Annotated in this window: 12 protein-coding genes; 9 read left to right on the top strand and 3 right to left on the bottom strand. The window is 33.9% G+C overall.

Features of this window, described 5'->3' with window-relative positions:
- Window positions 1-28 precede the first annotated feature (28 nt).
- The gene (locus M2306_RS05775) at window positions 29-751 is read right to left on the bottom strand and encodes an FAD-binding oxidoreductase (RefSeq protein WP_259188572.1); all 723 of its coding nucleotides are present in this window, start codon (window positions 749-751) and stop codon (window positions 29-31) included.
- 396 nt (window positions 752-1,147) lie between these two features.
- Here M2306_RS05775 and M2306_RS05770 point away from each other — a divergent pair, with 396 nt between their 5' ends.
- The 6 genes from M2306_RS05770 to M2306_RS05745 all read left to right on the top strand — a co-directional run bounded on the left by M2306_RS05770 (window position 1,148) and on the right by M2306_RS05745 (window position 9,800).
- Window positions 1,148-6,283, top strand: a complete 5,136-nt coding sequence (locus M2306_RS05770; RefSeq protein ID WP_259188573.1) for an MBG domain-containing protein — start codon at window positions 1,148-1,150, stop codon at window positions 6,281-6,283.
- Between the two features lie 97 nt (window positions 6,284-6,380).
- Entirely contained in the window at window positions 6,381-6,860 is a 480-nt protein-coding gene (locus M2306_RS05765; protein ID WP_259188574.1) for a hypothetical protein, read from the top strand.
- Between the two features lie 104 nt (window positions 6,861-6,964).
- Window positions 6,965-7,435: a lipocalin family protein gene (locus tag M2306_RS05760; protein WP_259188575.1), complete on the top strand. Its 471-nt coding sequence runs from the start codon at window positions 6,965-6,967 to the stop codon at window positions 7,433-7,435.
- 194 nt (window positions 7,436-7,629) lie between these two features.
- The gene (locus M2306_RS05755; RefSeq protein WP_236594162.1) at window positions 7,630-8,112 is read left to right on the top strand and encodes a lipocalin family protein; all 483 of its coding nucleotides are present in this window, start codon (window positions 7,630-7,632) and stop codon (window positions 8,110-8,112) included.
- 91 nt (window positions 8,113-8,203) lie between these two features.
- Entirely contained in the window at window positions 8,204-9,064 is an 861-nt protein-coding gene (locus M2306_RS05750) for a helix-turn-helix domain-containing protein (protein WP_259188576.1), read from the top strand.
- Between the two features lie 85 nt (window positions 9,065-9,149).
- On the top strand, window positions 9,150-9,800 hold the full coding sequence (locus M2306_RS05745; protein ID WP_115090328.1) for an NAD(P)-dependent oxidoreductase: 651 nt from the start codon (window positions 9,150-9,152) through the stop codon (window positions 9,798-9,800).
- 59 nt (window positions 9,801-9,859) lie between these two features.
- Here the strand turns inward: M2306_RS05745 and M2306_RS05740 are convergent, their stop codons facing one another.
- Entirely contained in the window at window positions 9,860-10,165 is a 306-nt protein-coding gene (locus M2306_RS05740; protein WP_259188577.1) for a hypothetical protein, read from the bottom strand.
- A 349-nt stretch (window positions 10,166-10,514) separates the two neighbouring features.
- On the opposite strand from M2306_RS05740, the gene M2306_RS05735 reads away from it, so the two are divergent.
- Window positions 10,515-10,823: a cyclic nucleotide-binding domain-containing protein gene (locus M2306_RS05735; protein WP_259188578.1), complete on the top strand. Its 309-nt coding sequence runs from the start codon at window positions 10,515-10,517 to the stop codon at window positions 10,821-10,823.
- Between the two features lie 29 nt (window positions 10,824-10,852).
- On the opposite strand, the gene M2306_RS05730 is transcribed toward M2306_RS05735, so the two are convergent.
- Complete coding sequence (locus tag M2306_RS05730; protein WP_259188579.1) at window positions 10,853-11,146, bottom strand: hypothetical protein; 294 nt, start codon at window positions 11,144-11,146, stop codon at window positions 10,853-10,855.
- Window positions 11,147-11,407: 261 nt separating this feature from the next.
- Between M2306_RS05730 and M2306_RS05725 the strand changes: the two genes are divergently transcribed.
- Both M2306_RS05725 and M2306_RS05720 read left to right on the top strand, forming a co-directional pair.
- Window positions 11,408-11,977: a Crp/Fnr family transcriptional regulator gene (locus M2306_RS05725; RefSeq protein WP_498882914.1), complete on the top strand. Its 570-nt coding sequence runs from the start codon at window positions 11,408-11,410 to the stop codon at window positions 11,975-11,977.
- Between the two features lie 70 nt (window positions 11,978-12,047).
- Window positions 12,048-13,031, top strand: a complete 984-nt coding sequence (locus M2306_RS05720; protein WP_259188581.1) for a quinone oxidoreductase family protein — start codon at window positions 12,048-12,050, stop codon at window positions 13,029-13,031.
- Window positions 13,032-13,065: the final 34 nt, after the last annotated feature.

Here is a 13,065-nt window from a genome sequence, read left to right as displayed (position 1 = left end):
CTAGATCTAGGTCTAGTTCGCTGTTACCTTATAATCCTTCGATTCCTTCAATCCAGTATCCTCTTGTATATACTTTACTCGTCGTTTTATCTTTAATTACTTTTCTGAAAATCTGTATTGATTTAGCATTTCCTGTTAATAAGAAAATGGCATCTTTCCATTCTTGAGACTCGATGGGCGCTAACTGTCCAATGGTTCGCTCATTTCTGAATACTTTATTTTTAGGATACACTACAGCCTGTTCAAATCCCAGTTTTTCGGGTATATGTTTATTTTCCTCATCTAGTTCAAACAGAAAGAGAAATTCACTATTCATTTGCTTCCACTTTTGCAATAAAGATAAGCCCAATCCCAAAGACGTTTCATCACCAAAAAAAACAAATTTAGTACTAGGTAAATCGAGATAATTACTATTTGAGCGCAAGCTGTTCATGCTAATTTTATTCCCTATAGCTAATTGACTCATAAATGCTTCTCCACTTCCTTTTTGTTTGTGTAAATAGACAATAAACTCCAAACATCCCTTTGCTTTATCCAAAGAAGATACAGTATATTTTCTAGTTTGGGTATAATTGAGCTTGAAACTTACATAAGATCCACTTGTAAATTGAAGTTTTTCAAATTGTCCCTTGATGCGAATTCGCTTGATGGAAGGGGATAAATTATCGATATCGACTATTTCTGCTTCAGGAACTTTAACTGGGGCTATACCTAGAAAGTCCAATATTCTTCTAACACTATTTGATATCATTTCTTTTTCTTTCAAATTTAAAACAAAAAAGAATGTAAAGTAAGAGAATAAAAGCAGTAGATAGTGGACAAAACGCAGTTTTTAAAGGATGGTAAATGGACAGTAAGGGATTGTGTGTTGTGATTTAATTAACATAAAATAGATTTTTGTATTTTTTATCCTATTTTTTATTGATGTTTATTTTAAATATTCACATAAAAAAATAATGTAATTTTATTATAATTGCTATATTAGTACCTATATGTAAAAAAATCAAAATTCACAAAAAGTAAAAACAAGTAATATTTGCCAAATAATTTAAAATTATTTACGTAAAAATTAACACTTAACTATAGAAAAATAGGGGGGGTATTACCCTCGTACAACCAGCTAACCAACTTAACCAAATGAAGGATTATGACTAAAAAACTACTTTTAAAATTCTTTTTAATTTTCCTCTTTTTATCGGCACAGCTAACTAAAGGACAAAACTATACTCCCTTAGTTATAACTTCCGGTTTTAATGAAGATGTTATTGCAGAGGATAGCCCTGCATCTACCTATACCACCTCGGCCGTTGATGCAACAAGCTCTGGTGCAAATAATGCTTTTATGAGTACGAATTACCCCAATGCAACAGTAGGACTTCCTGCGAATGGGTTAATTACTTCTATTGCAACAGGCACACCGGGATTGACCTTTCAGCTAGCGCCATATAATCAAAATAACAGTTTAAAGATTAATGCAAATAATGGAACAGGTACTTTAGCGGTTCAAACAACAAATAAGTTAATTAAATTATATTTATTAGCTACTTCTGGAAGTTCGCCGTCAACGTTTACAGGGACCATTACTTTTACAGATGCAACAACGCAAACATTTACTTCTCAGTCTGTTCCAGATTGGTACGACCAAGGTACACCAGCAATTACAATTCGAGGAATTGGAAGAGTACCTCGTACTGGAACTCAAAACCCAGATAACAATACGACTAACCCAAAACTATTTCAAGTAGCTATTGATATTAGTTCAGATAATCAAAATAAGATTATTCAACAAGTTGCGCTTACTAAAACCAGTTCAACTAGTGGATTTTTGCATATTTTTGCTTTATCTGGTGAAATTACACCAACTTGTTTTAAACCAGAGAACTTAGGTATTCAAAATTTGGCTGCAACAAGTGTAGATTTAACTTGGACAAGCGCAGGAAATACGTTTGATATTAAATGGGGGCAAAGAGGTTTTAACGTTGCTACAGCTGGAACGTTAGTCACTGGTTTTGCCAATGAAGGAACACTTTCTGGTTTAACTGCAGATATGGATTACGACTATTATGTACGCCGTGATTGTGGTGCTGTAGATGGAGTAAGTGCCTGGGCAGGTCCTTTTCAATTTAGAACAGGATATTGTATACCTACCGGAGCTGGAAATAATGGAGATGAGATTAGAAACTTTAAATTATCAAATTTAAATAACAATTCAAACGCCTCTGAAGGAACAGATGGATATAAAGATTATTCAGGAACAGTTGAACCAGCAATACTAGAAATAGGAGAGGCTTATATTGCTTCTTTGACTAGTGGAACTGGAACTGGAAATCATGGAGCTGCGATTTGGATTGACTATAATAATAATCTTATTTTCGAAGCGAATGAAAAAGTTAGTGTCATTGCCAGTACTATTACCCCTAGTACTACTGCCAATTTTCCTAGTTTTACTGTTCCTGCAACTGTACAACCAGGCATATACCGATTAAGAGTACAATATCACTACCTTAAAGGAGGTGCTGATTTAGATCCTTGTAGATTAACTTCTACGTTTGGTGAAACTGAAGATTATGCGGTTCAAATTATACCAGCACCTACTTGTTTTCCGCCTTTGAATATAAAGGCAAAAAGGATTACTAAAAATTCAGTACAAGTCGTTTGGGATGCGCCTATACTGGGAACTCCACCTGCTTTAGGCTATAAAATTGAAGTAAGAACCAGTGGACGTCCAGGTGATGCTACAGGACTAGTTCGCACCCTAACTACTACTAATTTATCAGAAACCCTAACAGGTTTAAGTGTTGAAACAGAATATCTTATCTATGTTCAATCGCTTTGTGCTGCAACAGATGAAAGTACTTGGAGTAGAATATCTTTTACTACGTTATGTGAGCATCCTGATTATGAATTAACAACAAGTGCCACAGATTTATCTTTCTGTGGTTCTCGTGAGGTTACTTTAACAGTAGACACACAAGGAATTGTGAATTGGTATAATTCAGAAACATCAACGACACCTATACATACAGGAAATACCTACACAGCTACGGTTTCAGCAACTTCTTCCTTTTGGTATGAAGTTGTTTCAGAGGAAACAACAACTACAATTCCAACAGGTCCTTTAAATGCCGAAGCAGTAAGTACGTCCTCAGGCAATTGGGCGAGTGAATATGATGTTTATTTTACCGTTTTAAAAGCAACAACATTAAGAAGTATTGATATTTATCCTACTACTGCAGGTCAAACAGGTAGTATGACATTTAAACAAAGAGGGGCGACAGGTTCCGCTACAATTGGGACAATTAATTATACTACAGTTGGCGAAGGAAGAACTGAAAAACAATTAGTTCCTATAAATATTCAATTAGCACCTGGAACCTATGCAATAACGACCCGTTTACCATCAAGTGGACTTCTAAGAAATACTAGTGGCGCGTCCTATCCTTATAGCTCAGAAGTAGCTTCTATTACAGGCAATGGATTCCTATCTTCTTATTATATGGGCTATTACAACTGGCTTTTTGAAACTCCATGTAAATCTTCAAGAGAAGAAGTGGTGGTTACAGTAATAGAACCTCAAATTATTACGAGCGCAGTAGTCGATCCAACAGCAGCAGAAGGATCAACCTTACATATTGCTTCAACAGCTGAGTTGTTTGCTATAGAATATGGATTGACTGGTTTTGAAAGAGGAGAAGGTACTAGCGTATCTGATATAGAACATCCGTATGTATTCAGCAGTTTACGTGCACATACAACTTATGATGTGTATGTACAAGCACTACCTTGCGGTATTTGGTATGGTCCTGTGACATTTACAACAGAGGAGGCAACAGATACGCAAATTATTACAGCAACAGACGTAGTTAAAAACTATGGGGATGAAGCCTTTACTCATGGAGAATCCGATAGTGGATTGCCTCTATCCTATACGATTGAAAATGAAAATATAGCTGTGGTTGAAAATGGAGAATTGGTAATTAAAGGAGCAGGAACAACTCGAGTTACAGTGAGTCAAGAAGGTGATTCGCAATATTTACCTGCCGAAGATGTAATCTTTACCTTAACAGTAAACAAGGCGATGTTAACGGTTACTGCAGACAGTGATCAACAAAAAGAATATGGAGAAACGGATCCAACTCTAACCTATACTGTGGAAGGATTTAAATATGAAGATGATCAAGGTGTTCTTCTAAACAGTTTGAGTAGAAATCCAGGAGAGAATCTTGGAATTTATCCAATCACACAAGGAAATCTACAAGGAGGGCCGAACTATACTATTACCTTTGTTGGAGCTACTTTTGAAATTACAAAAGCAACTTTAAGCGTATCCGCAGATGCTTTAACTAAATTATACGGTGATGCAGATCCTGTGTTAACTTATACTGTTGCAGGAGCAAGGTTTAATGATGATCAAATTGTTGCAGGTCAATTAGCACGTGAAACAGGGGAGAATGTAGGTACATACACCATTAATCAAGGTGGTTTACACGTAACAAATCCAAATTATGTTTTGGTTTATGAGGAAAATCAATTCCGTATTAATCCAGCAATCTTAACTATTAACCCAACAGCAGGCCTATTCAAAACATATGGCGCAGTAGATCCTGTATTTACATTTATAGCTACAGGCTTTAAATTTAACGATACACAGGAGACTACCTTGAATGGAGGTATTGAAAGAGTAGTGGGTGAAAATGTTGGGCTATACGCTTACGAACAAGGTAGTTTAAGCTCAGCTTTAGGTAATTATACCTTTATTATCCTAAATGATAGTAAATTTGAAATTAAACCTGCACCAATAACCGTTCGCGCAAATGAGAATCAACAAAAAACATTTGGACAAGCAGATCCACTTTTAACTTATACAGTAGAAGGATTACAACGTGGCGAGCAACAGTCTCAAGTCATGTCAGGTCGTTTAGCACGTCAGGCGGGTGAAGCTATCGGGCTTTATCCAATTGAACAAGGAACGTTAGCACCAAGAAATAACTATAACATCGAAACATTTGTATCAGCAGATTTTGAAATTGTCAGTGGAACGATTACAGGTTTGTCTTTACCATCACGTACTGTTGTCTATGATGGAACTGCAAAATCACTAGAAGTACAAGGAAATGTACCTGAAGATGCAGTTATTACTTATATAAATAACAACCAAGTACAAGTTGGAGTCTATAACGTAACTGCACATATTGATTTTGGTCCGAATTATGATCGACTTACTTTACAAGCAGTATTAACAATCGTTAAAGCTGATCAAGTCATTGCTTTTGAACCACCAGTAGAAGTATTATTAGAAGATACTCCAACGTTACAACTTGTAGCTACTGCTAGTTCCTCTTTACCTGTTTCATTTAGCATCGATTATGCAGAAGATAGAGACATTGCAACCGTTACTGAATCAGGATTAATTACATTCTTACGTTCTGGATTTGTAACTGTTACAGCTAGACAAGTAGGAAATGAAAACTACAATGCAGCAGTAGCAGTTTCTCGTACGATCGAAGTAGTGAGTAAAAATACAGATATTCTAAATCTAATCGTTGATGGAGTATCTTATGGCAGAATTGAAAAAGAGGTGGTGGTAACAATCGGATGTGAATCACAACAAAAAAGTGTACTAATTGAAGTTGAAACGCTAGATGGTACAATAGTAACACCTGGAAAACACATTGTAGTTGAAGTTCCTGAGTATGGACAATATGAGCAAATGATTAAAGTACAATCGGCCTACGGAACAAGTGAAACCTATAAGGTAATTATTGACAAGCGCATTCCTACAGATAAGATTGTCTATCAGAAATACAACAATGTCTTGTTAGTAAATAACAATAAACAAACGAACACGGGCTATGTATTCACAGCCTATCAGTGGTTTAAAAATGGAGAAGGTATTGGAACAGGACAATCGTATTCAGCTGGTACTAATTATGGTGATGCTTTAGAAGTTGGTGCGACCTATCATGTGGAATTGACTTTACATAATGGCAAGAAAATAACAAGTTGTCCTATTTACATTGAAGCGCCAACTAGTAGTGAATTAGCGGTTTATCCGAATCCAGTGAAGCGAAATCAACGTTTACAGGTTCAATTTGATCAAACCATCCAAGAAACGTCAAGTTATGTGATCTATGATTTAAAAGGACAAATGATTCAAAGAGGAGAGTTACAACGTGGAAATTCAAGTATTGATCTTCCTGTAACAGTAGCTTCAGGTTCTTATTTCTTAGTGTTAAAAACAGATAATGGACAGCAAAATGTTCAGTTTATCGTAAGAGAATAAAAAACTTACTTTCAAAAAAGTAGGGTTCTTTTTGAGAACCCTGCTTTTTTTAAAATAGCGATGAAAATAATACAAATTAGTATCAAATTAATTAGAAATGAAAAAAACACTACTATTTGCAGCCCTAGCTGTGTTAGGTCTAGGGGCCGTGGGTTGTTCTAGCGATGATAGTTCATCAAAGCAATATCACAATGAAATTCAAGGCGAATGGGTGGAAGTAAAAACACTCTTTTTAGATAGAGATAGAAAAGTAATTGCTGAAGAAATAGCCACAGATAATGAAGGATGTGGATTTGATGAAGTTGAATTTAAAGGAAATATATTAATCAGTAAATCACCTTTTAGATTAGAAGAAGGAGCGGACTGCCGAGTAGAGACTGAAGAAATTGAATTTACTTTATCAGGTAGAATTATGACCGTACAAATTCAAGGAGAAGAAGAAATTGAAGAAATAAAAAGTACAATTATTGAAGTAAGTGCTTCTACATTGACCATTGAATCTTCAGATATAGATGGTGATTTTCCAGATGAAGTAAAATACATTCAAACAAAACACAGTAAAAAAGTTCCTCTTTAAGAGTAGAACGAATAAAAAAACAGGAGATATCTCCTGTTTTTTTATAAAATTACACTTTTTTGTTTTTTACTAAATAAACAAATAATAAATGATAATCGATTTTTATGAAAAAGATTTTCTTATTTGTTGTTGTGGCAGCATTGGGTTTAGGAACAGTAGCATGTTCAAGTGATGACAATTCATCTCCTAACTATCAAAATGATATTTTAGGCGAATGGAAAGAAGTAAAAACTACTTATCTAGATAAAGATAGAAAAGTAGTAGATGAGGTGATGGCTGATACAAATGATGGATGTGGTGTAGATGAAATTGAGTTTAAAAGCAATACCATTTTATTCAAGTTTCCATTCAAAACCTACGATACCAAAGAATGTAAAGTAGATATGGAGGAAGATACGTATACAATTTCAGGAAAAATGATTACTTCTGTTTACTTTGATGAAGATGAACGTATAGAAAATAAAATTGAAATCGTAGAACTTACAAAAACAAAATTAGTCCTTGAATCTAGCGATACTGAGGAGGAATTTGAAGATGGGACTGTTTATATTAGAGTAGAATATAGCAAGAAATAAAACGATCTAAATATTTAGAGCAAAGAGTAGTCTAACGGCTACTCTTTTTTATTTGCCTCTAATTTCTAGCATATAAATTGCATTTTTTATAAGATGATTAGCAAATTAAAAGGATGTATTATTTATTTTTCAAATAATTCTTTGTTTAAAGAAAAAATAAAGTATTTTCGCGCATTAATTTACTAACAAAAATTATGAGAAAATTATTTTTAGTAGCTGTTGTTGCAGTTTTAGGATTGGCTTCAGTTGGATGCTCAAGCGATGATAATAGTTCATCGAACTTTGATACAGCTATTCAAGGTGTTTGGAAAGAATCAAGAACACTTTATTTAGACAAAAACGATAAGGTAATTGATGAAGATGAAGCTTATGATGAAGGTTGTGGCTTAAATGAATTAGAATTTAAAGGTAAGGATTTGATTTCTAGATCTTTCTTTATGGATGAAACAGGTTGTGACAAAGAAGAATTAAAAATAACCTACTCCATCAAAGGAAACATGCTTTATAGTAATGAAACAAAAGAAAGCACAGAAATTATTGAATTAACAGCAACTAAATTAGTTATCGTTGGTGAAATAATAACGGATGAAGATATGCCAATAATTGGAACATTTGGAAAAGAAGTAGATCCATATGAAAATATTAAAAAAGTTTATTTTGAATATGTAAGAAAATAAATAAAAAAAGGATAATTTAAGAAGTTATCCTTTTTTTATTTTTTAGCACCTAAAATGAAGATTATTTCGTTACAAATTGTACTTTGTATCGATGAATCCAATAGAAGAAATCAAGACCTACGCATTCAATCCTTTACCTGTAGAGATAGAGGTGAAGGATCTTGCTTTTATTCGTCAAGTCCCACATATAGTAGGACAACCGCATAAGGCTCAGTTCTATCAAATTATATGGGTTAAAACAGGTAGCCTTACTTGTTATATTGATTTTGAACCTATCACTATAGACGCAAATCAATTGCTCATTATTGCAGCAGGTCAAATTTGTGAGTTTGATGTTACAAGTACCTATACTGGCCAATTAGTTTTATTTACATCTTCTTTTTTTACACGTACAGAAGAAGATGCTAATTTTTTGCATACAGCCGAAATACTAAGTCTTGTTTCAACAAATAAGATTGTATCTGTTTCAGCCTGTATCATTGAACACCTTTTTGTTTTACTTGAAAAAGAATTAGCAAATAAAACGGATTCTTTCCAATTGGCTATTGCACAAAACTATTTGAGAATTGTATTGTTAGAAGCAGAAAGACAAGTGAAACCTGCTCCTACACTTACAACCAATACAATCACTCAAGATTTTTATAAGGCTATTGAAACCTATTTCAAGGAAAATAGAAATATCAACTATTATGCTGAACTACTTGGGGTATCAGAGAAAAAACTAACCCAAGAAGTGAAGCATTCGACGGGTTTAACCCCAAAAGTTTGTTTGGATGCTCGTGTAATTTTGGAGGCCAAACGCTTATTGAGCTATAGTGTTTTATCTAGCAAAGAATTGAGTTTCACACTAGGTTTTGATGAACCGACCAATTTTATTAAATATTTCCGCAAACACACTAATTTAACTCCCCAAGCATTTCGAGATAATCAACGGAAAAAGAATCAGCGCTAATTTACCCTCTTTTGGCGTTCATGTATTATTTCTTTTGCTGTGCACGCCGTTACCTTTGTTTTAGTAAAATTTAAAAAAATAAAAGATGAAAAATATTGTATTACTAGGAGCAAGTGGATTTGTTGGAACGGCACTTTTAAAAGAGGCTTTACAACGCGATATCCAAGTAACAGCTGTAGTTCGAAATCCAGCGAAGTTAACCATTCAACACCCAAATCTAACTGTTGTAGAAGGAGTAATCGAAACTGCAGCACAAGTAACCGCATGGAGTAAAGGAAAAGACGCTGTAATCAGTGCTTATAACCCAGGTTGGTCTAATCCCAATATATACGAAGAGACGTTAAGAGTATATCCTCTTATTTTAGAAGGTGTAAAACAAGCAGGTGTAAATCGTTTGCTTCTTGTAGGGGGGGCAGGAACTTTATTTGTTCAGCCTGGTTTACGTGTTGTAGATTCTGGTGCTATACCAGAGGCCATTATGGGAGGAGTTCAATCACTAGGCGAGTTTTATTTAAATACGCTAATGCAAGAAAAAAATATAGATTGGGTTTTCTTCTCTCCAGCAGCTCATTTAGAACCAGGACAACGCACAGGTGTATATCGCTTAGGTAAAGATGACTTGTTAGTGGATCAAAATGGAGCAAGTCATATTTCAGTTGAAGACTATGCAAAAGCAATGTTAGATGAATTGGAACATCCACAACATCACCAAGAACGTTTTACTATTGGATATTAAGAGTGTAAAATAAAACAAAAGCGCGCAAAGATTTGCGCGCTTTTGTTTTATTTTAAGATTTAGGGTTGACACTCTTGGTTTGTTGGAGATAAAGTGATATTGATTCTATTTTCTTGATAAATTACATTAAATTGTTCTAATAAAACATCTGCTCTATCAAAAGCGTTGTTTACACCACAAACTTCTTCTCTATAGATAAGTAAGTCATTATTCCATGTATCTCGAACGAAAATAAAATACAAACGCGTATTACCATCTATTTCGATCTTTTCAGTAGAAGAAACTCGATCTACTGCTACTTTCGAAATTCCAATACTTCCGCCTACTATGAATAAAACGAAAAGTAAAAATAATTTTTGCTTCATAATATGTTAGTTTTAAAGTTAATTAAGATAAAATTAATAATACTAAATGTAAAGTAGTACATAACTAACTCATTTATAACAGAGTGTACAACAAAAGTGCACTTTAGTTAAATGAAAAATAAGAATTAATATAGAGCGGCTGTTGAGATTGTATTTATGGCTTATATTTAAAAATTTTAGTTATGAAAAGACAAAATAATTCCATTTTTATTTAAAATAATCTTATTTTATGTTTTAACATAAAAATAAAAATATTAAAAAACAAAAAAGGACTTTTCCTTTTTTGTTTTAGATTACTTATAAAATCGTATTTTGGTTTATAGTCCAATTAATTATCTTTTTATTCCTTATGTTTGAACGTGTTGATAAAAAATCTGCTGTTAGTCAAGCCTTTATTGATACCTATCTTCCTTATTTTAGAGAGCAATCCTATCCAGCTAAAACAGTCCTGTTAGAAGAGGGGACAGTAACCCATAAAATATTTTGGCTTAAAAAAGGATGTATGCGCATTCGGTTGAATAAAGATGGGCAAGAAATTACATTTCAATTTTTATTAGAAAACAGCTACTTTTTCAACGTACGTTTGACTATGTCAATCATAGTCTTTCCTTTGTTCAATCCACACGAAAAAAAGGCTATCTCAAATAATTTGAAATAGCCTTTTTTTAAAAACTAATGAGTCTAGAATTATAGTTCACACGCTCCATCTAGTCTAACATACCCATAAACTTTGTCGTAACCTCCAAGGTCTTCAGCAATTGCATCTGCCATATCTAATGCTTCTTGTCCAGTAACACAAGCTACTTCTTCATAAACTAATTCATCCGTAACAATGTCGTAGAATGTAATCGTATATTGATTCGTAACCTCTTCAGTTTGAATCGTTAAAACTGAGCTTTCGTTTGTTGTTAACGTTTTAGCCATCATTGTACCAGTCCCTAATATCATTAGAGTAGCAAGCAATAAAAAATTTCTTTTCATAAAATTCTATTATTTGAATTGAATTACTAAAATATTGTTATTTTAATTTAAAATGGAATAATTAATTCTATTTTTTAATATTATGAATGTTAAATTCATAATATGTTAAATTAATTAACAAATAAAAATATATACCAAAACAATAAAATTTAAGTACGCTATAGATCATAGATGTAGCTCTTTACTTTCTCTTTGAATAAAATAGTGTACTTTAGTTTAGATAGTAATCTTCACTATGTTTCATTAAAATTTTATTTATGTTTGAAAAATTTTGATCGTACATCCACTTTAAGTCAAACTTTTATCGCAGCCTATGGGCCTTATTTTAGAGAGGAAAGCTATCCTGCCAAAACTATTTTACTAGAGGAAGGACAAGTTGCAACTAAAGTTTTTTGGATTAAAAAGGGTGGTATGCGGGTTTGGTTAAATCATGAAGGTCAGGAGGTTACTTTTCAGTTTTTTTTAGAAAATAGTATGGTTTCTTCCATTGAAAGTTTTTGGAAAGGGCAAGCGAGTAAATTTACTTTAGAAACGATTGAACCCACGGTAGTTTTGGTCGCAGATAAAGAGGATATTCAACCTCTTTTAGAAGATTCTTTGACCCATCCTGAATATAGGGATTTATTTATTGATGTGATTTTTCAACGTACATTTGACTATGTAAACCACAGCCTTTCTTTTATACAATCAACTCCAGAAGAACGCTATCTCAAGCTATTTGAGACCCGACCTGAATTGATTCAACGAATTCCACAGCACTATATTGCTTCTTATATTGGCATTTCTAAAGTGCATTTGAGTCGAATTAAAAGTAAACAACTCAAACGATAATTTGATAACATTTGTTATCGCCTAAGCGTAGCTTTTGTTTTTACTTTTGACTCAACTTAAAAGGCATAAAATGAAAGCTGTTATTGTAAAAGAAAAAGGACAAGATCCGATTTATGTTTCTGATTTTAAGACGCCAAATGCTGATTCTACCACATCGGTTTTGATGCGTGTTAAAGCAGTTTCAATTAAAAATTTAGATCGAGCGATTGCCAGTGGAGTGCATTATTCTGTTGCCACTAAACCTTTTTCTCCCTTTGTGATTGGAACAGATGGTGTAGGGGAGTTGGAGGATGGGCAATTGGTTTATGGATTTGGCACAGAAGGAATGCTTAGTGAGTATGCGGTTGTCCCAAAAAATCAACTCGTTCCTTTACCTGAGGGAATAGATCTGGCTTTAGCTGCTGCCTTGCCTAATGCTTTGTTGGGATCTGCTATGGCCTTAGTTGTGCGTGCGAAGTTACAGCAAGGCGAAGTGGTTTTAATCAATGGAGCAACTGGGGTAACGGGACAATTAGCGATACAACTTGCTCGATACTATGGAGCGCGTAAAATCATTGTAACAGGACGTAATGCTACAAGTCTAGAAGAATTAAAAAACCTAGGTGCAGATATTCTTGTTCCTTTGCATCAAAGTCAAGAAGAATTAATTGCTACTCTACAACAAATACATCGAGAATCACCTATAGACATCATTATTGATTATTTATGGGGACCAAGTGCTTCTGCTATCCTAGCTGCATTAAAAGGAAAAGGAACCTACCAACATAAAACGAGATTTATTAATGTTGGTGCCATGGCGGGGGACCGAATAGAGTTATCTTCTTCTATTTTAAGAGGAACCGATATTAGCTTATTAGGTTCTGGTATAGGGAGTTGGACAGCTGAGGAAATGCAGTATTTTTTTACTGTATTGGCACCAGAGGCTTTTGAATTAGCGGCTAAGGGTGGACTTACTCTTCATTCTGTTTCTCATCCTTGGCAAAAGATAGAAAAGGTGTGGAATTTACCTTTACCAAGTGGACAACGGTTGGTTCTTATAACAGATACGGAATAATAAAAAGAACAAGATCGAGTATGCAAGATATACT

It is taken from the genome of Myroides gitamensis, from assembly GCF_029894455.1.
GTDB classification, from domain to species: Bacteria; Bacteroidota; Bacteroidia; order Flavobacteriales; family Flavobacteriaceae; genus Flavobacterium; species Flavobacterium odoratum.
Note: the sequence above shows the minus strand (reverse complement) of the source record. Positions and strands in the feature narration are given on the sequence as shown.

Coding starts and splice junctions, on each gene's coding strand:
- M2306_RS05775 (WP_259188572.1), bottom strand. CDS start 751: ATGATATCAAATAGTGTTAGAAGAATATTGGACTTTCTAGGTATAGCC.
- M2306_RS05770 (WP_259188573.1), top strand. CDS start 1,148: ATGACTAAAAAACTACTTTTAAAATTCTTTTTAATTTTCCTCTTTTTA.
- M2306_RS05765 (WP_259188574.1), top strand. CDS start 6,381: ATGAAAAAAACACTACTATTTGCAGCCCTAGCTGTGTTAGGTCTAGGG.
- M2306_RS05760 (WP_259188575.1), top strand. CDS start 6,965: ATGAAAAAGATTTTCTTATTTGTTGTTGTGGCAGCATTGGGTTTAGGA.
- M2306_RS05755 (WP_236594162.1), top strand. CDS start 7,630: ATGAGAAAATTATTTTTAGTAGCTGTTGTTGCAGTTTTAGGATTGGCT.
- M2306_RS05750 (WP_259188576.1), top strand. CDS start 8,204: ATGAATCCAATAGAAGAAATCAAGACCTACGCATTCAATCCTTTACCT.
- M2306_RS05745 (WP_115090328.1), top strand. CDS start 9,150: ATGAAAAATATTGTATTACTAGGAGCAAGTGGATTTGTTGGAACGGCA.
- M2306_RS05740 (WP_259188577.1), bottom strand. CDS start 10,165: ATGAAGCAAAAATTATTTTTACTTTTCGTTTTATTCATAGTAGGCGGA.
- M2306_RS05735 (WP_259188578.1), top strand. CDS start 10,515: ATGTTTGAACGTGTTGATAAAAAATCTGCTGTTAGTCAAGCCTTTATT.
- M2306_RS05730 (WP_259188579.1), bottom strand. CDS start 11,146: ATGAAAAGAAATTTTTTATTGCTTGCTACTCTAATGATATTAGGGACT.
- M2306_RS05720 (WP_259188581.1), top strand. CDS start 12,048: ATGAAAGCTGTTATTGTAAAAGAAAAAGGACAAGATCCGATTTATGTT.